Source organism: Sphingomonas sp. Ant20 (genome assembly GCF_000783375.1).
Classification (GTDB): Bacteria; Pseudomonadota; Alphaproteobacteria; order Sphingomonadales; family Sphingomonadaceae; genus Sphingomonas; species Sphingomonas aerolata.
The window spans coordinates 44,661-64,828 of the sequence record NZ_JRVI01000299.1; the positions used below are offsets into that span (position 1 = coordinate 44,661).

A 20,168-nucleotide genomic window follows, 5' to 3' on the forward strand; every position below is an offset into this window, starting at 1 on the left:
CCGTCTTTCATCCAGCGGCAACCAGAGACCGACCGGTGTTGTCGCGCATGAGCGCGGGTGAAGCAACGGGCGGGGTTAACCCCGCCCGTTGCTTTTCGAGTTCGGCGGCGAACGCCGCCGGGGTGGCGTAGCCGAGCGAAGAGTGTGGCCGCTCGGTGTTATAGTCATCGACCCAGCGGGCGAGAATCGCGCGGGCCTGCCCGATCGTGAAGAACAGCGTCTCGTTGAGCAGTTCGTCGCGCATGCGACCATTGAAGCTCTCGACGAACCCGTTCTGGGTCGGCTTGCCCGGCGCGATATAATGCCACTCAATCCCCACATCTCCACACCAGGCCAGCACCGCGTTCGATGTCAGCTCGGTCCCGTAGCACATTGGGAAGCGCCGGTTCGGGAGCCGCTATGGCCCTGATGGAGACAAGGCCGCGTAGCGGCCGCAGGGTTCATCAGGGCAAGCCATGGCCGGCCAGCGGGTGTCTAAAGTGAAGTTGTCGAGACAACACTTTGGAGGCCGACCGACCATGACCAAGCTCACCCCTACGCCTGCTGGCGCCGTGCTGGTAGCCATCGACATGTCCAAGAACCGGCAGGAAGTCCTGATCGAGCGACCGGAAGGCGGCCGGCGCCGGCGGCTGTCCGTCATGGCAACCAAGAAGGACTATGACGACTTCGCCGAACAGCTCGCTGCCATCGGCCGTCCCATCGTCGTCGGGTTCGAGGCGACGGGTAATTACCATCGCACGCTGGCACATCGGCTGCTGACGGCAGGGTTCGAGCTGCGCCTCATCTCGTCGGTCGCGCTCGCCAGAACGCGCGAGGCGCTGCACAATGGCTGGGACAAGAACGACCCCAAGGACGCGCAGGTCATCCTGCACATGCTGCGGATCGGGGCGACGCAGCGTTATGTCGATCCGCTGGCGGCCGGGATCAACGACCTGCAGGAACTGTCGAAGACCCACGAAACGATCTCCAAGGCCAAGACGCAAACCTGGCATCGGATCCTCACCCACTATTTGCCGCTCTACTTCCCTGAGATCGCCCGCTTCGCCGGCAACAGCAGATCCGACTGGTTTTTGCGCTCATCGAGCGGTTCCCCACTCCTGCCAGCATCACCGCGCTCGACGCCGAGACATTCTCGGCCGTGGCCTGGCCTCTCATCGGCCGCAAGGTTTCCAAAGCGCGTCTTATCAATGACATATACGAAACGGCCTGCGCTTCGGTGGCTCTGCCAGTCCCGGAGGATTCGGCAGCAATCACCATGTTCCGTATGGTCATTGCGCAGGGGCGCAGTCTCATCCAGCAGCGTGACGAGATAGAGCGGCTTGCCCATGCCAGGCTGGCCGAGCATGTCGATTACCAGCTGCTGCGCAAGATTCCCGGCATCGGCCCGATCAACGCGCTGACCATCCTGGCGGAAGCCGGTGATCTGCGCCGGTTCAATCATCATCGCCAATTTCTGAAATTCTGCGGCCTCGATCTCGCGACGTGTCAGTCAGGCACGTTCCGTGGCCGGACAAAGCTGTCCAAGTACGGCAACGCACGATTGCGCCGGACTTTCTGGATGGCTGCTCAAGTTGCCGCGCGTCAGCGCGACAATAGCTTCCGCGATAAGCTCGGACGATATGTCGCCGGGCACGCGGACGATGCCGACCGTCGCCGCAAGGCGATGACGGCGCTCACCGCCAAGATGGCGCGCGTGGCTCACGCCGTCATCAAGACGGGGGACAGAGTACCGGCCGTTCCTCGAACGGTCGGATGCCAGGTGGAAGGACCCCTCTCTGATGTGCCGTGAGGGCGCGAGAGCGACCCTGTAGATAATGTTCGGGCCTTCCACCTGGGTGCGTATCTCGTCTTAAGGATGGTGAGGACCACGGCCGCCTCGGCGCCGCTGGATCCTGTGTTTGCTATGGCAGGGAGCGATCCCGTTGACGGTGGGAGCCATCTGGCTCAGAATGCATGCCGCGCCGATGGTTGTCGGCGCATGGATATCTGCTGGCTGAAACCCGCCGCTGCTTCCCAACATAGGACGTTATCGCTGACAATGCAAGCCGGTTTGCCATAGAGCCGCACCAGCGTATCAAGTTCACGCGCCACTCGGGCGCCGAGATGCTGGTATCGCCGACCAGGCACAGGTTCTCCCGGCAGCAATCGTCATTGATGGCCAATATCCGGAATTTGCGCGACGCACCGAAGGTGTCCGACACAAAGTCCATCGACCAGCGTGCGCCCGGGATCAACGGCACGGGCATGGGGGTGCGACTACCACGCGCCCGTTTCCGACCCCGACGGCGACGAACCGACAGACCTTCCTCCCTGTAAATCCGATAGAGCTTCTTGTGATTCATGATCAGCCCCTGGCGTTCGAGCATGACGCCGATCCGGCGATAGCCAAAGCGGCGGCGCTTGCCCGCGACCTCACGCATGGCAACACGGATGGCACCATGGTCTGGCGGGCGTTCGCGCCGGACCGTCTTGGGATCGACACCAATCAGCACGCAGGCCCGGCGCTGGGAGATCTGAAAACCTCCCAGCACTTTGAGCACAGCATCACGCCGCTGGCTTGGCGTCGTCAGGCTTTTCCCAGCAGGTCCTTCAGGATGACGTTGTTGAGCATACTGTCCGCCAGCAAGCGTTTCAGCTTGCCGTTCTCGTCCTCAAGCTGACGCAGTCGGCGGGCATCGGACACCTCCATGCCGCCATACTTGCCCTTCAACTTGTAAAACGTCGCCGTGCTCAGCCCGTGCTTCCGGCAAATCTCGACCGTCGGCAGCCCGGCCTCCTGTTCCTTGATCATCCCGATAATCTGCGCTTCGGTAAAACGGCTCTTCCTCATACGTCTGCTCCTCTGTCGGCAGACTCTACATTAGAATGAGGGAACTCTCGGGGGGCAGGTCACAGCCACTATTGTATGTGATCCGAGTAATGGGTCCTAGGAACAAAGTTCACTTAACGGACCTGCGAGACAATATCTCATCGCTCAAATCAACCATTTACGGGAATCAACGGAAAGCCTATCGCAGCGTTGAATATACCTGCTGCTACTTCTAACCCCTTTGCGACCGCCAGCTTGGCCTTTAGACCAGATATTTCTTTATTGGTCTTGAAAAATAGTCGACCGGATTCCAGCAGTGCATCAACTTGAGCTGCCGCTGTTTCCTCACTGATTGTTCCAGCACCGGACATGGCATGAATAAGATCCAACCCGTGCGTCAGACGACTTGCCTCGATGTCCGCATAGGCTTGGCGTTCCTTAACAGTCTGACCGATCACCCCGTACATCGCACTTGCGATTGCCACGACATTGGCTTTGGAAAATATGCTCATTTTGCCAACTCCTTCCGTAACGACTGAAGCCTTACGAGATTATCGATCCCATCCTCAATGACGGTACTGTTCATCGCCGCCAGTTGCGGGGGAAGGCATTTAGCATTTTGCCCTATTTCCGGGGTAGGCGCTGGGTGAGCTTCCGCAGTCTGATAGGCAACTTCATAGAGCCGGAACGTCTCTTTTAGCTCATCTAGTGGGGCGACCATTATGGCGTCTTCCGGCCTTGCACGAACGCGATATCCAAGAACAAACAGCGCAGATTTTGACTTGGTCCAGAATGCGACGTTGTTACTGTATTCACAGCCCGCATCACCGGCATGGGCAATCACACTATCATAGAAAGCCACGGTATCTTCGCGCAGTGATCTTAACGAATCCTCGATGTAAGGCACAGGCATGGTTGCGTGGGCACAACCGGTGAGAAGCAGCACCAATACCGGAATTGCTCTTATCGTGATGACAAAACTCCTTTTGTAAGGAACTACTCAACGCGACTCAGTACAAGTTGTGTTTTAACATCATTGCAACGTGATCGAAAGTGCGCTGTTCGAGTACGATTACGGTACGCAGCCAACTACCTACCCTTGATGAAGCACGCCGCTCGCCCATCGCCGCGTCTAAAAGACAGCATTGAGCCAACTAATCAGAGGCACGTCAGCCGTTGTCCGCGTGACCTAGTTTTTTCAAGGTCCGGTGTGCGGGCGACGTCTCGACCAAGGGGGTGATTATGCCTTTTCCGACAATTTGTGTGACCGCTGCCTCTTCGGCTCTGATGGCAGTCGCCTTCCCTTCCGCGGCGTGTGCACAATCCACCGGTCTCGATGAGATGGTAGGCGCGCGAGCCGGGCAGGAGGGGCATTCGCGGCCGGTTGGCTCAGACTATTCGCCAAGTGGTCTGGCTGTGGATAGCGGCCTTGCACCGTATATTTAACCTTTCACGGCGAAATGAACGATCTGCACCTTGCGATCGGTTTCCGTTGCCTACCAGGCATGTTCGATTACAAGCCTGTGGAGGGCACAGGGGGGAACGGTTTGTCGGCACATTCTTCAACGTCGGCATGGGTACGTTTTCTACGTAACTACGGGCCCATCCCGACCAACGACAACATGTACGATGAGTCCATCCAGCGTGCGTTGAAGCGTCACAAGATTGCTCCGATAACGCTGCCAGCGCCCTTGGTTGACCGACTTGTCTCGAACTTCAAAGACGCGAACGCGATCTCCCACATTATTACGGGCACCGCAGGCGACGGCAAGACGTATCATTGCCGAGAAGTCTGGACTGCGCTGGGCGGCGATGCGGGTGTCTGGAATGCCGGTGACAAGGTGCAGACCCTTCGGACCGGCGCGCGGACGCTCGTCATCGTCAAGGATTTGAGCGAGCTTCGCGAGGACGAGAGCGCCGACATCATTGTCGCCTTCGCTCGCGACGTCGCCGATCCCGCGGCCAAAACTAGCTACCTTCTCGCAGCCAATCATGGGCAGCTTCTGGAGAAGCTCAAATCAGCGCCGCCAAGCCCCGAGGTCGAGCGCGTCACCGCCGTCGTCGAAGAGCTGCTGGTAACAGGCGGGAACCCCGACGCCGGAATATCCGTCGGGCTGGATGATCTCAGCCGATCGCCTGCTGCGGAGATGGCGATGCAGATCATCGAGGAGGTCACCTCGCATGATGGCTGGGAGGGTTGTGGAAGCTGCGCGGCCAATGCAGGCGATGGCGTCTGTCCGATCTTCGAAAACCGCCGGCGTCTGATGGGCGAGGGGGGCGACGATCCCTTCAGGCGGCGCATCACCGCGCTCATCGAGTTGAGCGAGCGGAACGGCAACCACTTCCCCGTCCGGCAGCTGCTAGCCCTGGTAGCGAACAGTATCCTTGGCCACCCCGACGCTCGTGACGGCCTGATGAGCTGCGCCGAGGTTCCAGCGATAGTCCAGAGCGGAAGGTCTGACCGCGCGAGCATCTATCGCAACATATTCGGCGAGAACCTTCGGCCGAGCAAGGCGGAGAAGACCGAACTCTTCCGCAAGCTGAACATGTTTGGCATCGGAGCCGAGACCAGCAATCGCGTCGACAACCTGCTCGTCTACGGTGCCGACGACCCCGCCTATGCGGACGACTATGCGCGGCTGGTGCTCGCCGATCCGATCTACGGTGCGACGCCCTCGTATGTCGGCGCTCAGCGCGTCTATCTTGAGGGTGCGGAGGGCACCGACCGGCGGGCGTTCCTCGGCGCCCTCCGCGCGCAGCGGCAGCGTCTGTTCTTCACCATGCCCGACGAACTGGCCTCTACGTACGATCTATGGGATCTGACCGTCTTCCGGTATGCCGGTCTCTACCTCGACGTGGCGGCGAAGGTTGCGGACAGGCAGGCGGTACCGCGACAGGCCGTGTCCATGGTCGTGCGCGGGTTGAACCGCATCTTCACGGGCATGCTGGCCCAGAACCAGGACGAGCTGGTTATCGCGACGTCGGGCAGCTACTCGCAGTCGAAGCGCAGCCCTCTCCTCGACGAGCTGATCTCGGTCCCCCGGCAGGGCGGCGAGGAGGTGTCGATCATAACTGATGGCGCGGGCGGCTTCTGCGTGTCGGTCAAACTCGTGCGTGGATCCGAGATCCCGCCTGTGACCCTGTCGCTGTCGCCCACCCGGTTCGAGTTCCTCGGCCGCGTTGCGGAAGGCGCGCTGCCGAGCAGCTTCTCACTCGAGTGTCACGAGGACCTCCTCGCCTTCAAGGCGCGGCTGCTCCGGGAGACGGAGAACCGGCGCAGGCTGGATGGTGACGACGAGATCAACGAGGGAGAGCTGATGCTCCGGTTCATCGACCTGGCCGGTGACGGTCGCGCGGTCGCGCGTCGCGTGGTGGTGCGGATATGACGATAGAGATCCTGCCGCGCCCGACGAGCTTCGACGATCGAAGCGGACCTGACTTCTGGATCGACGAGGCGATCTGGGGGCACCGCCTTTACGACGAGCAGACCCCGTGGTTGACCTTCCTGGAGTTCATGACGGTGCTGCTCGCGGAGCACCGGGAGGGGCGCGCGCTTCGCGAGGATGCTCTCAACAGCCTGTCCTATCGTCCGCAGCTGCAGCTCGGCCTGCGCAACCTTGTGTTCAACAACCCGCACATCATGACGGTGCTGGCGGAGAATCGTGCGGATGACGCGTCCTGGACGAGCTGGCTCGAAAAGATCACGGAGACGGCAGGTGGTCTCGACAAGCCGGATTTCACGTATCTCCGCGATCGCTTCGAGAGCTTCCAGGACTTCGCGGCCGTCATAGGTTTTCTCCAAGGGTCGGCCATCGAAGGGACCAGCAACAAGCGCTGGAGTTCGAAGTTCGTCTTTCCGTTCGGTCCGAACGCCCTCTACGAGGATGCGAACGTCAATCCGCGGGGCGGGGTGTCGAACGACCGCCGCTTCTTCGCCCGCACCGGCGAGCTCCTCTATCTGATGCTGTGCCGGAGCCGCGATGCGGATGCTCTGCGCGGACTGCTGGTCAGCCGGTTCCTTGAGAACGCGGCGCCCTATGACCGCATGGCGCGCGCCATCCAGGGGGACGTGCAGCTGGCGAAGTCGGAGCGCGGGGGGGCGTTTCTGCCATGCGCGTCCCACCCGCTGTTCGATCGTCTCGCCGAGGACTGGCTCGCGATCCTCAGTCTGCCGATCCCCGCCTATGACGCCATACCGCATCTGGTGGCGATGACGGGGCTGAACATGATGCTCTATCAGCTCGAACGCGCCCGTGATGTGCTGGATCAGGATCCGGTGCGACTGGTCTGCGAGATCGTCTCGCCGAGGAAGTCGGTGGTGCGCGACCTCTCGGCGGATTCGTATCAGCGAAACAATGGACTGCCCCAGCAGGCGGTCGACTGCTTCATCCGGCAGGTCACCGAGACCGAGGAGTGGCAGGCCGCGACGGCATCGGACGATCCCGTCCTGAACGCCGGCGACATTCTGCGAAAGCGATCGTCAAGCCACTGAATGGCTTGGGCCCCAGACTGCTTGATTGCTGTAAGGCGCATGTCGGTAGCTGGTTCGATCGCCGTCACCTGTAGTCCCATGGCTGCAGGGCCCGAGCGTCGCGACCGCTGCCAGCGCCTACATCGAGAACGGCGCTACCCGCGGGCGGGAGGAAAGGCGCAATTGCCCAATGAACGTCCTCGAAGGAAACCGAGTCATAGCGCGTGGCGAACAGCGCCGCGTCCCTGTCGTAGTAGTCGACCGGGTCGATCGCTGACGACCGGTCAACCGCGATGAGCATCGCCGGCTCCCTTAGTGAAATAGGCGCCCGGAGCGCGACTGGCGGCGAACGAGCCGACCGCGGTAAGTAGAAGCAGGAGCGTAAAGCAGGTAACGATTGTGTAGTTGGGCCCGATCACATCGCGTTTTATCATGTGCCCGAATCTGGTTTTGGATCCGCTGCATTACGTAACGCAATCGAAATAGTGCGATGATCATGATGATGTTTGCAAGAGTTGCGAATAGGAGTAGACGTGAGCGAGCCATTTCCGACATATCGAAGCTCGCAACCGCAAACCAAAGGCCGCCCGTCAGGGTCATAATTATCAATGGCGTCTGCCACAGGAAGCCGTTTAGCGAGCGGAAGTCGTTGCAAAGCTGCTCATAAATGACCTTAGGCTCAATAGGACTGGTCATACAATTCTCGTCACGCTCCGTTAGATGAGCAGCATAGACGCCCTCGGTCGCCGCGTCTCGCTCTAAAGCCATCCATTTGCGACGCGTTCGCGTTTAGGACCGCTGTCACACGGTGCCGATCGCCTCGGAAATTGCCTCTGCGCTACAGCTCCGCTGTTTTAGGAACGCGTGAAGCTTATCGCGGAAGGTATGAGCTAGCCGCCGGCGCCCGTGCTGCGACCCGTTGAACGGACTGCAAGCCCGACAACGCCGCGGCGGTTGCGGCTAGGCGACCGCCTTGAAAAGATCCTCGTGTTCGAAGGCACTTGCCATCCGTTCAATCTGAGAGCCGGTCAGACCATTCTCTGCTGCGACTTGTCGCCAGGCGAGTACAGCAACGCCGACTTCCGCCGCGATTGCCCTTGCTGCTTGCGGCTTAAGACCAAACTGGCCCGCAACAGAGAATGCTGTATCGATCGAACTCGCATCATCCGCCTCGTCGAGCGTCAGCGCGTGATGGCGAGGCTTCACGTCGACCGGCATGGGGTTGAGATCGTAGGCTGGCGCTAGCCGCCAGCCCCCGACGTCGCGCAAATAACCGTGATTGCGCAGATGGTCGTCGGTGTTGGAGATGAGAACGTTGAAAGCCATACGCCGCCAAAGCTGAGCTGCGTCATGGTCAGGAGTCGCACCGTCGGTTCGCAGAACGTCGAGGAGCTCAAGATAGCTGCGGGTATCACCGTCAGACGCGGCGAGGGCAGTCAGTGCCGAAATGAAGGGAATCCGGCCGCCTTCATTGTCGCGATCGAAACGGCGCATGACGAAGACGGGCCGATTCTGGATCTTGTGCAGCGCGAAGTCGGGCACATCAATGCCGGCAGCGCGCGCCAGCGTCATTGCGACCATCTCCCAACGCGGCACGGGCCAGTCGTCGGTCGGGCTGGGGAATTTTGCGATCGTCAGATGGCCGTCGTTATCGATTACTGCCGCTTTGGGGCGTGCGCCGCCAAGTGACGCGCCGGGAGCCAGCACCAGGCGCAAGTCGTCGTCGCTTTCCTTATCGTTGAGAATGCGGGTGGTCGCCGACAGGAGCTTGGAAAGCTTAATGATTGGCGGAATGGCTTGCTCGATCTCGGAAAGAAAACGGTCACCGCCCGCATCGGCGAAGCGCAGCGCGCCCAGGCGGTTGCTGTCCTCGACCATGGTTAGGAAGTCGATGTCGAGCAACGTTCGCGCGACCCGCCCCTCCGCCTTTGCCTGTTTGCGCTCGCGGCGCAGCAAAAGGTTGCGCCCCCAGCGGTCGGGTGCGGGATCGGTGAAAGCGTTGAACAAGCCCGCGGCATGGAAGGTGCCCGGGGTCAGCGGCAACTTTGGGTCGAGCGAAAACGCAGTCGGATGCGCGCGCCAGGCGCCGCTATACTCAAAGCTCGATGTCTCCTTATTGCCTTTGGATCGGGTCCACAGGTGTCCAACTTGGATGGTTTCGCCCTGCCAGGCGATATGGACGTCGAGGGCGCGCTCCATGGGTGCCTCGCTATGCGCTGCGCGCGCGCTGTGGGAGGCGTTCTGTCTCGAGCGACAGTCCAACGCTGTCGGTGAGCGGATCTGCGAGTTCGCCCACGCGCTCGGCCAATCCCAGGACGAAAAGGACAGTCGTGTAGATGCCGAGCGAGACAGCTGGATCACCGCGCTCGACGCGGGTCAGTGTGTTACGGCTAATAAACGCACGTTCAGCAATTATTGTCATGGTTAGCCGACGCCGCTTGCGCGCGATCTGGATATCAGCGCCCAGTTTGCGCAACGCTTTGCGCACCACCAGCGGCAGCGCATTCTGTGAGGGGGAGCTTCTCATATCTGCACCATAACGCGTGCGCTATCACGCTTAGCGCATAAGTTATAGGGCAAATATACTAAATGACTTGGTTATGCATTCTGGTGCCTCATAAGTTGTGCGTTAAAATCTATAATGCACGAGATATGATGCAGACTCGGCCGTTGTATGCCGGATATGAACGGCGTTTGCTATGTGATCTAACCTGAACAAACGGCCGGAGTTGGGGGGGGCGACAAGCCGACCGCCGGTGTCCGACTACTAGTCGTGCTCGACTTTGCCGACGTGCCACAGTCCGTATTTCATCCCGTTTTCCGGGATTGCACTGCCTTGAGCAACTTGGCATCCCGCAGGACACGCTCCACCTCGGCGACGTAGTCGACGATAAGCTTGGCCAAACGGCCGTCGTGCGCTGCGAGCCAGAACTCACGGTCGGTCTGCTGGTTGAGAGGGAAGAACCGATCGTTCGGCCCCACACGTTTCCAAACGGGCCAAGACGTATCGCCAGTCTTCGATCCGACAAGCGCCTGCATGGCTGCCTTTGAAGCGTCCCGGATTTCCTGGAGGCTCCCACTTGTGAGTAGGAGCATCGAGAATGAGCAAGACGACAAACAAGTTTTCGCCTGAGGTCCGCGAGCGGGCTGTTCGGATGGTGAGCGAGCACCGGGCGGATCACCGTTCGGAATGGGATGCGCTGGTGTCGATCGCGGGCAAGATCGGCTGCACGGCGGAGACGCTGCGGCGTTGGTGCCGCGACGATGCTGGCCGGCGTGCGGGGCCAGCAGCGCTGGCAGATGATGACCGTGCCAGATTGAAGCTGCTCGAGCGAGAAGTGAAGGAGCTCCGCCGGGCCAACGAGATCCTCAGGAAGGCGTCGGCATATTTTGCGATGGCGGAGCTCGACCGCCCCGGGCGATGAAGATGGCGTTCATCGACGCGCATCGGGAGGAGTTGGGAATCGAGCCGATCTGCCAGGAACTGGCGGTCGCCCCCTCCTCGTATCATCAACATGCGGCCCGGCGGGCAGATCCGGGCAAACGTTCCGCTCGCGCCCGGCATGACGACGAGCTGAAAGAGCATATCCGGCGTGTCCACGAGGACAGCTTTGGCCTGTACGGTTCGCGCAAGGTATGGCGGCAGCTGCTGCGCGATGGCGTCACCATCGCAAAATGCACGGTCGAGCGGCTGATGAAGGTGATGGGGCTGGCCGGTGTCCGGCGTGGCAAATCCTGCGTCACCACGGTTTCGGATCGCAAGGTCGTATGCCCGCTCGACAAGGTCAATCGGGAATTCAAGGTCCAGCGTCCGAATGCCTTGTGGGTCGTGGACTTTACCTACGTCCACACCTGGGCGGGGTTCGTCTACGTGGCGTTCGTCATCGATGCTTTCGCCCGCCGGATCGTCGGCTGGAAAGTCAGCAGCAGTGCTACCGCCGGCTTCGTGCTGGATGCGCTCGAGCAGGCCATCCATGCCCGTCGTCCTACCGCCGACGATCGTCTCATCCACCACTCGGACAGAGGCTCGCAATACCTCGCCATGAGCTACACCCAGCGCCTGGCGGAGGCAAAGCTGGTGCCGTCGGTCGGCAGCGTCGGAGATTCGTACGACAATGCCCTCGCCGAGACGATCAACGGCCTGTTCAAGGCTGAGGTCATCTGGCGCCAGCGCTCCTGGCCAAGCCTCGCCGCTGTCGAAATGGCGACGTTGCGGTGGGTGGACTGGTTCAACAACCAACGCCTCTTCGGCCCGATCGGCTACGTCACGCCCAGCGAGGCCGAAGCTGAATACTATGCCGCGCAATTGGAAACCGCTATCGCGGCATGACTCAAACCAAACTGCCTCCGGGAAATCCGGGACGCTTCAGTCCGCTAATAGGCGCCAGCGGTCCGGCCGCTTTTAAGTTGGGCGTCGCGCGCTGTCAGAAAACACATGATAACCGCCAATCAGGGTTGGCGACGGCGATTTTCGACAAATGTGGTTTTACCGTCCGAAACTGCCTGTTTGTCGTACAATCGCAATTGAGGCGACTTTTTCACGCATCTGGATGCGAAACGGCGATAATGGAAGAAAGTCGCATTGCCTACTTTCGAAGCCGTAACTCGGGAGACCTGCTGCGAATGTGCTCGCCAATTTCATCATCTTCTTCGCATTAGAGGATGCAAAGCTTTTTGTCGATCTTTGGCCGATTGTGCGCTTTGTGAGCTAAGCATCACGAACGATTGTCGGTTGTCTGCGAGCGCGCTGCGACGTTTGGGTCTGGCCCGACATTGTTATCGGTGAGGAAACGGGCAACGGTCTGGATCATAGTCTGGTTCGTAACGCTGTCGAAAGTCGTGTTGAAATCATGACCTGAGTAAGGAAACAGCACCAGCTTGGTCTCGTTACCTTCAGCGGCCAACCGACGTGCAAAGTCCTCTATTGAAGCAGCTGGTAACAGCGGGTCGTTAGCGCCGGCTAGGAGCAGGGTAGGTGGGTTGGTCGGCCCAATGTAGCGGCGCACGTCTACTGCTGCGTAACGTTCGGGATAGCGCTCCGGCGGCCCGCCCAGATAATTAGACATATACGAGCGCTGCAGATCTTTCATCTCTCCTGCGTGCTGCCAGGATCCCAGCGCATCGATGAGCGGGGCCTTAGCAACGACAGCTGCGACATGAGGTACACGCGGCCCGCAACTCGTATCTCGAACGCCGCTGTTGGCCGAATAGGCCGCAGCGATTGCGAGGCTTCCACCGGCGGAAGCGCCGTTGAGTGTTAGTCTGGAAATGTCTACACCGAGTTCCTTAACAGCGAGCTTGGCAAGGCATTTGTTGGAACCGCTTGGGTTCTTCGTCAGCCCGTACGGCGATCACAGGCGTCGCGACTTGGCGGCAACTGGCCTGTCTACCCCGATGTCCGCATGCCGGGGCAAAATTTGTAGACATAGTTGGTGTCGAACCGGCGTCCGGAGTATTGGTCGAATCTTAGAGGAGGCTGCCTTATGTTCTCCACGCTGTTGCTCGCGGCGACCAGCCGTTGCGCCTCACTGCTGCTATGCCCCACCGACACAGAGTTGATAGACGCGCTGCTGGCCCACGATAGCACTGTTCGAAAGGTCGCCGCTGATGAGGCTCTCCGGAAGGGGGAAATCGTCCTGTTTCATCTGCCACAGGCAGCTTGGCAGATCCGGGACGTGAGTTGCGGCGACCGCGAGCCTGGCGAGCTGCCCATAACGACCTGCGAATTCACGGCTCGTTACACAGGCCGCGACGTTCATCAGATTGCACGATTAATACAGCAGACCGGCAACTGGCGTATTATCGAGATACAACCGGCAGCAGCCAGTCGCCGTTGATCTAAAGTGCGCGATGCACGAGATGGTGGATAAACATGTTAGTCGCACTCGCTCTCTTGGCTCAGGCACAAAGCTTATCGATGCCATCACAGCGGCTAAGTGAGCGGCTGTTCTATGCAGAGCCGTACCAGCAGGGTAATATCTCTTGTGATCGTAGCGTTGCGCGACGGCAACACCGGGAGTTTGATCGCCGCTTCGGCTCCCGTATCGCGGCGTTAAAGCGGAAAGATGCTGAGAGATGGGGTGCGGACCCGGGATTTGATGCAATCGCATTGGGCAGCTGCTTACGAAGCAAATCAAGCGCCCGAATAAGATTCAAAGCTGCCCTGAGGGAATTCGCCGCTGAGCTTTCCGCAATCGAACGTGAGTATCCCTGACCAATGCTTATCATTTTCGCCGGGCTTGCTATCTCGCAAGCCGAGATTAACCCGCTGGGCGATTGCGCCTTAATCCGACAAGTTACGTTTTATGATAATATGAGCTCACTTCCGCCCGAGATCAAAGCCGATATCGCAAAACGTCATGGTCCGATCCTACCGAGGATAGCCAGAGGCATTAGCTTTAGCGATGTAGCTAGCTCTAGCTCTAAACCAGGACCGCTACTTCTTTATGTCGCCCATGAAACAAATCAGTGGTTGGTCTCCTATACTTACGGTGGAATATCCATTCGAACAGTCACTGTTTCTTACGTTCAGAATGAAAGTGGGACGGACAAAACACCGCACTTGAAGGGTGCTTTAGAGGGTGACGGCTGCACAGTGGCCAACGCATTCCTAAAAGGAGTTAGCGTGGAGCCAGGCTGGCAGCGTTAATATTTGGAGTCTCTGATAGGTGCTTTGTCAAATATTTCTTCATTTGCAGGCTAGATAGCGTTCGAATATTTGTAACTAGGAAAATGACATCGACGACGGTAAAATGAAGGTAGCTGCTCCGACCTACAATTTGGACGATAAAAGCTGTGGCGTGAAGCACGCGTCTCGTAAGGTTGTACGGTAACGAGGTTTATACTTCGATACAGCGTCATCCTTGGTGTGGGCTGGGTCAATGCCGGGCACAAGGTTCGTTCCGAGGTCGGGAATACCGCCTCACGATGGTGTCCGTGGCTAAAGCTGCCTCAATGTTACTGCCGCGCGGGTCAGAGCCGCAACGATCACTACGAGGTCAACTTCGGCTCGCGTCCCGGCAAGGACGCCTCCCGTTGGGGAGCTTCGGGGAGGGAGGTGCTATGCTGCCGCTCTCCACTCAAATTCGGTGCCATCGCTCCAAATGGCATGCATCATGACTGCCAGTTTGCGCGCCACTGCGACCTGAGCCTTCTTCATTCCGCTGCGCTCTTTGAGCCGTAGCCCCCCATGCTCGCAACGGCGTCGGTTTGGTGACGCGCGTAAGGATGACGTTGGCAGCCTCGAACAGGTAGGCCCGGGTCATGTTGTCACCGGTTTTTGTAATCCGCCCGCTCCAGTCGACTTCGCCAGACTGATGTGTCCGCGGGGTCAGACCAAGATACGGGCCGACGTCATCCGAGCGTTTGAACCGGGCGGGATCCTCTATGGTCGAGTAGAACGCGAGAGCGGACAAGTACCCGATGCCTGGTACGGTCATCAGCCTGGCGATTGTAGCATTGCCCCTCACCACGCTCTGGAGCTGGCGTTCATATACCCGGATCTGAGCCGCCACGGTTTCCAGAACGGCTAGGATTGGCTGCGCGAAGGCGGCATAAGCAGGGTCGAGCTCCATAGCAGCAACGGCGCGGCGCGTGAATGTGCCGCCAGCCGTCTTTGTTATGATGAGCCCGAAGCGTTTGACTGCCCCGCGCAATGTGTTCTCAAGGGTTCTCCTCGTCACGAGCAGCATACGCCGTGCAAGCAGGAGGCTGCGGATAGCGTGGGCCGATGCGCCTCGGACCCAAGCCTCTCTATACCAGCCGACGCGAACAAGATCAGCCAATCCCCTCGCATCGTTCCGGTCGGTTTTGTTTCGCCTCGCGGACAAGACCTTATGCGCATGCCGAGTCTCCAGGCATACGACCGGAATTCCTGCCGTCTTCATGGCCTTGAATAGGAGCGCCGTCGTTTGACCCGTTTCGATCGCAACGCGCTCGGCATCGGCGGCATGTTGGCGGATGCAAGCCACCAAGTCGTCGGGCAAGCTTTTTGCCTTACCCTCGTACCGAACCTTTCCATCCGAGTTCAACACGCACACGCTGGTTTCTGCCAGCGATACATCGAGACCAACATAACTCGTCATGAGGCTTCTCCGTCACCTGTAGTGGCGGCAGCGCCACCTGACGACGATGCATCAGGACCGCGGACGCTGTTACCCCATGTTCGTTAGCATGGGCGGCCGTCCAAGCCAGCGCGCACAGTACGTCAAGAGTAGCCAGATCCCAGGTAGGACGATTGGGACGTGCCAGGCGGTAGTCGATACTGATTACCGTCCAGCCAGCTTCAGCGTAACTGCGCCTGTTCGCTGCACCCATCTTGCGCGTACCCTCGACGAAGCCACCACCATGAACGAACATTAGGACTGGGCTCAAGCGGCGCGGCAGTGTCTGGCTAGGACGATAGATGTCGAGCCACAGCGGTTCGCCGCCCGGTGTAGAATAGACACGGCTTTCGTCAGGGAATGCGTTCTCGCTGAAATGACGCGTCGAGAGCGTATCGACCAGGTTGATCCGTGCGCCATTGCTCTGGGCTATGTAGAGGAAATGGGCGAGCACCCCACTTGCCACGAGCACTGTTACCAATGCCGTTGCAATGAGACCCCGATCCCAAAGAGTCGCGCGGTGTGCCCGGGCGATAAGGCCGACGGCGAGCGCTGCTAGCGAGAATAAAAAAACCAGGGTGCCCGGTTGGGTACGACGTCGATTGCGTAGATCCGAACCCAAGGGATTATCGGCAGAATTGCGACATCAGCAGGAAAAGGCATGAGAGGGTGAGTAACCAAGCCAAGGTTAGCACGCCGGTGCGCAGAAGTTGCCAGATCGACGTCATCGAGTGGGCTCCCGCAGCGGACCGACAGAGGGCAATACGGTCATGATTGTCGCCGGCTCTGCACGTGACGAAAGCCCGAATATTCGCCCGGCACGCGGCAGGCTGCCGCAGAGCAGGCGCGCAACCATGAGTGTCAGCATCGAAAGCGTCAGCATGGGCAAACCCCTCATGCCACAGGCCGCCCACAAGCCAAACGCCATTGGATGCCATAGATAAAAGAACAGGCTGTCGCGTCCGACAGCAGCGATCGGAGGGACCGGAAGCGACAACCCTCGTACCCAGGGCAGAAGACAGATTAGCGGCATGCACGAGGTTAGTTGGGCCGCCACTTCGGCGGTAAGGCTAGGCGCCTGATATAATGTGCACCACCATGCGAATCCGATAGGCGCGAGCACCAATGCGGCACGTTCTTTCCAAGGGTCGGGTTCTCGGCAGGCGACCCATGATCCGTAAAAAAATAGATTGGGTAGATGAAGAATCGGCGGTCCGGCATCCAGGGCGGCATCTGCGCAACCGAATGACCGACCCCGAACATATACATTGCCAAGATGCTGATCGAGGTGGCGATGCCCAACATGACAAGCGGAGTGCGCCGGGTGATGGTTGCGGCGACAATGAACGCCATCATCACCGGTACGAACCAGAGATGAAACGGGGGCTGAACAAAGATTAAGAGCGGGGTGAAAATGCCAAATTGTTCGGTGCTTGTCAGGTACACGACGCATGCTACCAACCAAGGCAGAATGAGACGGCGGTAATATTTGCGTAGCAGATGCAACAGCGGGGTCGTCCGTGCGCGTTCGAAATTGAATAAATAGCCGGTAAGACCAATGAAAAGAGGCATGCGAAGTCCTGCACCGACCCAGGTCAGAAAACTCTCCCGTTGCGTCAGTTCGAAAAAGTGTCCGAGAATGACGGCGAGGACAAGCAGCCCCCTGAACAAATCTATCCCTGAATTACGTTCTTTTCTCGTAACGTCACCGATTAAAAGCATGCCGCACCCCGTCGGGTTGTGCCCTAACAGGATATTCGTCAGCGCGCGGTTAATGCTCCGCAGGTAGCTTCGTGCAATGAGGTCGGTTACCTCCGAACTGACGGTGGCCACCGGGCGGTGCGTCTATTTGGAGCTAAAGCGCTTGTGTCGATCGCCACGCCGGTGGTGTCTAGCTATCAACAAGATCACGCGCCGCTCGACTAATTAGCAACATCTGAGAGTAACTGGCACCGGCCATAGCGGATTAATCGTGGCGACCTGTCCGAAAACACAGGTGGGTTCAACGGGTGGTCGCAACACTTCATTCTTTGAGGAGAAGGAGTGTGGGGATGAAGCAGCGTCAGCGGATTTATTACTCGGCGGCACAGCGATCCGAGATTTGGGACCGGTGGCAGCGCGGGGAGTCGATGAGTTCGATCGGCCGGCGGTTTGATCGGCAGTCGTCGTCGATTTTCTCGGTGCTGTCGCCGTCTGGCGGCATTCGTCCGGCGGAGCGCAGGCGGTCGGGCCGATCCCTCAGCCTGAGCGAGCGCGAGGAGATATCGAGAGGTCTTATCGTCGGCCGCTCGCTCAGAGCGATCGCAGCCCAGCTTGGTCGGGCGCCTTCGACGATCAGCCGCGAGGTCGGCCGGGGTGGCGGTCGGGATCGGTATCGCGGGACCGTCTCGGATCAGGCAGCGTGGGATCGCGCGCTGCGCCCCAAGCCGTGCAAGCTGGCTTGCCATCCCGACTTACGCCGAACAGTATCACGCAAGCTGCGCCGCAGCTGGTCGCCCGAGCAGATCGCTGGCTGGCTCAAGCGCAGCTTTCCGGACGAAGAGCAGCACCGCGTGTCACACGAGACGATCTACAAAAGCCTGTTCATCCAGGCGCGTGGCGTCCTGAAGAAGGAGCTGCTCGAGCATCTCCGGGCGAAGCGCACGATCCGCCGCTCGCGCCACGCCAGCCTGAAGCGTGACGGGCTTGGCCAGATCAAAGATGCGATATCGATCAGCGAACGGCCGGCGTCAGTCGAGGACCGCGCCGTGCCCGGACATTGGGAGGGCGATCTCATCTCGGGCACGCGAAACAGCCATATCGTGACGCTGGTCGAACGCCAGTCACGCTATGTGATCCTGGCCAAGGTGGCGAACAAGGAGACCGCCAGCGTCGTCTCGGCCCTGATCAAGCAGGCGCGCAAACTGCCTCGCGAGCTCTATCAGTCGCTGACCTGGGATCGCGGCAAGGAACTTGCCGATCACAAGCGCTTCACCCTGGCGACCGAGGTCGACGTCTATTTTTGCGATCCGCAAAGCCCGTGGCAGCGCGGTACCAACGAGAACACCAATCGCCTGCTGCGCCAATATCTGCCCAAGGGAACGGATCTGTCGCTCCACAGCCAGGCCAAACTCAGCGCCATCGCTCGCCAGCTCAACGAGCGCCCCAGAAAGACCTTGATGTATCAGACACCGGCTGAAATGTTCGCCGAGCGTGTTGCGGCGACCCGTTGAACCCACCACTAATCCCGGCCATTCCGCTCCCGCCCGGGTAGCGACGCTCGCGCGGCCGATCGGCAACAACCCGAAGCGGCCAGTCTGCATTCGCCCACACCCGGCCATTCCAAGCGGCAGGTCGGAGACTCGAAAGCGGACATTCGTTCATCGCCACTATCGCTGATGCGAAAATCGAAAGTTTGCATCAGCCTAAGCTGCAAGTGCTAAGACCGCTTGAGCGGCGCGAAGGGCGGTTGCCGGTCCCGTTTCGCCGACCGTTTCAGCTATGTAGCGCCGCTGACCGAGCTCGAAAGATGGCTGTAGCTTAAAAGCACGGTCCAGCGCCGGCAAAATATCGCCGAAGCCGTCAACAACTTGGCCCTGTGTCCAAAAATCGTGATCGTCGGTCGCACGCCAATCAATATTGTCAGGATTGAGGAAAACGCACGGGCGGGGACGGAGCAGAAACTCCATCACCTGACTGGACGTGTCCCCGAGGTAAATATCGGCCGCAGCCATGTAGCTGCCGTCGACCATCGCGAAGCTGTCGAGATCGACATGAACATGGGGCAGATCACCAACGGAGGCTAAGACTTGGCGAACATCCGGGTCCTTTTCAACGAGGCGCTGGTGTGGCGCCAGGATGACGTTGTAGCGATCCTGCGCAGCAAGCAGCGCTACAAGCTCGCGGCCCCAACTCCACCAAGACGACCTATGCTGCTGCCAATGGGGAGCGTACACGACGACTGGCTTTGACGACACGAAGACGGGCCCTCCACTTTCACGGGCTCGAAAGGCAGATTTGACATAGCCAGTAACGATCAGCTTTTCATCAGGTATGCCGCGAGCTGTGTAAGTTTGTTTCTCTATTTCGCTAGGAACCAGTAAAAGACGCGCAGCACGGCGACGACGGTCATCACGTGCGCTCATCGAGCCAACGCCGTGAGACGTCTTGACGAAACGATCTCGAAAAAACGGAAGCAGAGTGGGGATCCACAGGCTTGTCTGTTCCGCACATACTACCGCCGAAGCCGTTATCAGGTGAGGCATGAGGCGAAGAAGCGTAAGGGACTTGGGCGGTAACTCGGGGACGTTGCCGAGAGGAAGGTCAGGAAGCATCCGAAAACCGGGTACGCGACGGATGCGAACATTGGGATTGTTGATGCTCAACTCACTCAACCAACCTTCAATCAGGCGTTCGTGAGTTGAGGTGGCTGTCCATATGTCGACGCGCACGTCACGAGCTTCTTGTGCGATTGCCTCAACAATTGGATGAAGGTGCGGAATGAGCAGCAGCTCGCCGAGGAACAGAAAGGCGATAATTTTACGGCGGTCACGAGTGATCGACTTATGCATAGCTGTAGAATGCTGCACCTTCCAAAATAGCCCACGCCGCCTGGAAAAATTCTGGAAACATATTGTTTCCAGAAGTTAACTCTCTCGGCAAACGCATTCGATGGCAGGTTTCTCGAAGTGCGGGCCCGAAAGCAGCCCGTCCGCTTTCCTCTCCAACCCAGACATTCCCGAAATTCGATCGTTTTTTGGGAAAGACCGTAGCGTCAGACCACGTCCGCTAAAGCCATCTACCGTTC

General features: G+C 59.3%; 15 protein-coding genes, 3 pseudogenes and 1 other annotated feature. Of the genes and pseudogenes, 6 read left to right on the forward strand and 12 right to left on the reverse strand.

What is annotated here, in order from left to right:
* Positions 1-7: 7 nt before the first annotated feature.
* Positions 8-364, reverse strand: a pseudogene (locus tag NI18_RS21480) (integrase core domain-containing protein); the annotation flags it as partial.
* A 154-nt stretch (positions 365-518) separates the two neighbouring features.
* On the opposite strand from NI18_RS21480, the pseudogene NI18_RS21485 reads away from it, so the two are divergent.
* Positions 519-1,779 (forward strand): annotated as a pseudogene (locus NI18_RS21485) (IS110 family transposase).
* Between the two features lie 246 nt (positions 1,780-2,025).
* On the opposite strand, the pseudogene NI18_RS23960 reads toward NI18_RS21485, so the two are convergent.
* From NI18_RS23960 to NI18_RS24855, 3 genes and pseudogenes are all read right to left on the reverse strand, one after another.
* Positions 2,026-2,830: pseudogene (locus NI18_RS23960) on the reverse strand (transposase); the annotation flags it as partial.
* Between the two features lie 149 nt (positions 2,831-2,979).
* A complete protein-coding gene (locus NI18_RS24850) occupies positions 2,980-3,321 on the reverse strand; it encodes a hypothetical protein (protein WP_128082378.1) in 342 nt (113 codons plus the stop codon).
* Positions 3,318-3,755: a hypothetical protein gene (locus NI18_RS24855; RefSeq protein WP_198527098.1), complete on the reverse strand. Its 438-nt coding sequence runs from the start codon at positions 3,753-3,755 to the stop codon at positions 3,318-3,320. Before NI18_RS24855 ends, NI18_RS24850 begins: the two co-directional genes overlap by 4 nt.
* A 745-nt stretch (positions 3,756-4,500) precedes the next feature.
* On the opposite strand from NI18_RS24855, the gene NI18_RS21500 reads away from it, so the two are divergent.
* Together NI18_RS21500 and NI18_RS21505 are read left to right on the forward strand one after the other, a co-directional pair.
* Positions 4,501-6,195, forward strand: coding sequence for a hypothetical protein (locus NI18_RS21500; RefSeq protein WP_306286597.1), 1,695 nt, complete (start codon positions 4,501-4,503; stop codon positions 6,193-6,195).
* Complete coding sequence (locus NI18_RS21505; RefSeq protein WP_198527099.1) at positions 6,192-7,301, forward strand: hypothetical protein; 1,110 nt, start codon at positions 6,192-6,194, stop codon at positions 7,299-7,301. The genes NI18_RS21500 and NI18_RS21505 overlap by 4 nt, the downstream gene beginning before the upstream one ends.
* A 64-nt stretch (positions 7,302-7,365) precedes the next feature.
* On the opposite strand, the gene NI18_RS21510 is transcribed toward NI18_RS21505, so the two are convergent.
* The 4 genes from NI18_RS21510 to NI18_RS21530 form a co-directional block, all read right to left on the reverse strand.
* A complete protein-coding gene (locus NI18_RS21510; protein WP_052149421.1) occupies positions 7,366-7,581 on the reverse strand; it encodes a hypothetical protein in 216 nt (71 codons plus the stop codon).
* A gap of 659 nt (positions 7,582-8,240) precedes the next feature.
* The gene (locus NI18_RS21520; protein ID WP_037533416.1) at positions 8,241-9,479 is read right to left on the reverse strand and encodes a type II toxin-antitoxin system HipA family toxin; all 1,239 of its coding nucleotides are present in this window, start codon (positions 9,477-9,479) and stop codon (positions 8,241-8,243) included.
* A 10-nt stretch (positions 9,480-9,489) separates the two neighbouring features.
* Positions 9,490-9,807: a helix-turn-helix transcriptional regulator gene (locus NI18_RS21525; RefSeq protein ID WP_052149422.1), complete on the reverse strand. Its 318-nt coding sequence runs from the start codon at positions 9,805-9,807 to the stop codon at positions 9,490-9,492.
* A 281-nt stretch (positions 9,808-10,088) separates the two neighbouring features.
* Positions 10,089-10,319 (reverse strand): hypothetical protein, encoded by a 231-nt coding sequence (locus tag NI18_RS21530; protein ID WP_128082380.1) that lies wholly within the window; start codon positions 10,317-10,319, stop codon positions 10,089-10,091.
* 62 nt (positions 10,320-10,381) lie between these two features.
* Between NI18_RS21530 and NI18_RS21540 the strand changes: the two genes are divergently transcribed.
* A protein-coding gene (locus NI18_RS21540; RefSeq protein WP_128082025.1) for an IS3 family transposase occupies positions 10,382-11,610 on the forward strand; the annotation gives its coding sequence in 2 pieces (ribosomal slippage) (positions 10,382-10,670 and positions 10,670-11,610; 1,230 coding nt in all).
* Positions 10,663-10,779, forward strand: a sequence feature (AL1L pseudoknot). (Overlaps the previous gene by 117 nt.)
* A 385-nt stretch (positions 11,611-11,995) precedes the next feature.
* Here the strand turns inward: NI18_RS21540 and NI18_RS23965 are convergent.
* A complete protein-coding gene (locus NI18_RS23965) occupies positions 11,996-12,619 on the reverse strand; it encodes an alpha/beta hydrolase (RefSeq protein ID WP_084215408.1) in 624 nt (207 codons plus the stop codon).
* 144 nt (positions 12,620-12,763) lie between these two features.
* On the opposite strand from NI18_RS23965, the gene NI18_RS21550 reads away from it, so the two are divergent.
* On the forward strand, positions 12,764-13,117 hold the full coding sequence (locus tag NI18_RS21550) for a hypothetical protein (protein WP_037533425.1): 354 nt from the start codon (positions 12,764-12,766) through the stop codon (positions 13,115-13,117).
* A gap of 1,242 nt (positions 13,118-14,359) precedes the next feature.
* On the opposite strand, the gene NI18_RS21555 is transcribed toward NI18_RS21550, so the two are convergent.
* Complete coding sequence (locus tag NI18_RS21555; RefSeq protein WP_084215410.1) at positions 14,360-15,364, reverse strand: IS110 family transposase; 1,005 nt, start codon at positions 15,362-15,364, stop codon at positions 14,360-14,362.
* A 1,059-nt stretch (positions 15,365-16,423) separates the two neighbouring features.
* The gene (locus NI18_RS21560) at positions 16,424-17,215 is read right to left on the reverse strand and encodes an acyltransferase (protein WP_052149424.1); all 792 of its coding nucleotides are present in this window, start codon (positions 17,213-17,215) and stop codon (positions 16,424-16,426) included.
* A gap of 218 nt (positions 17,216-17,433) precedes the next feature.
* Between NI18_RS21560 and NI18_RS21565 the strand changes: the two genes are divergently transcribed.
* Positions 17,434-18,594, forward strand: a complete 1,161-nt coding sequence (locus NI18_RS21565; RefSeq protein WP_037533428.1) for an IS30 family transposase — start codon at positions 17,434-17,436, stop codon at positions 18,592-18,594.
* Positions 18,595-18,786: 192 nt separating this feature from the next.
* On the opposite strand, the gene NI18_RS21570 is transcribed toward NI18_RS21565, so the two are convergent.
* Positions 18,787-19,932: a hypothetical protein gene (locus tag NI18_RS21570; RefSeq protein ID WP_052149425.1), complete on the reverse strand. Its 1,146-nt coding sequence runs from the start codon at positions 19,930-19,932 to the stop codon at positions 18,787-18,789.
* Between the last annotated feature and the right edge of the window lie 236 nt (positions 19,933-20,168).

Bases quoted from the DNA above. Each gene is read 5' to 3' on its own strand.
- NI18_RS24850 (WP_128082378.1), bottom strand. From the start codon at position 3,321: ATGAGCATATTTTCCAAAGCCAATGTCGTGGCAATCGCAAGTGCGATG.
- NI18_RS21570 (WP_052149425.1), bottom strand. From the start codon at position 19,932: ATGCATAAGTCGATCACTCGTGACCGCCGTAAAATTATCGCCTTTCTG.
- NI18_RS21565 (WP_037533428.1), top strand. From the start codon at position 17,434: ATGAAGCAGCGTCAGCGGATTTATTACTCGGCGGCACAGCGATCCGAG.
- NI18_RS21505 (WP_198527099.1), top strand. From the start codon at position 6,192: ATGACGATAGAGATCCTGCCGCGCCCGACGAGCTTCGACGATCGAAGC.
- NI18_RS21530 (WP_128082380.1), bottom strand. From the start codon at position 10,319: ATGCAGGCGCTTGTCGGATCGAAGACTGGCGATACGTCTTGGCCCGTT.
- NI18_RS21510 (WP_052149421.1), bottom strand. From the start codon at position 7,581: ATGCTCATCGCGGTTGACCGGTCGTCAGCGATCGACCCGGTCGACTAC.
- NI18_RS21525 (WP_052149422.1), bottom strand. From the start codon at position 9,807: ATGAGAAGCTCCCCCTCACAGAATGCGCTGCCGCTGGTGGTGCGCAAA.
- NI18_RS21520 (WP_037533416.1), bottom strand. From the start codon at position 9,479: ATGGAGCGCGCCCTCGACGTCCATATCGCCTGGCAGGGCGAAACCATC.
- NI18_RS21555 (WP_084215410.1), bottom strand. From the start codon at position 15,364: ATGACGAGTTATGTTGGTCTCGATGTATCGCTGGCAGAAACCAGCGTG.
- NI18_RS21550 (WP_037533425.1), top strand. From the start codon at position 12,764: ATGTTCTCCACGCTGTTGCTCGCGGCGACCAGCCGTTGCGCCTCACTG.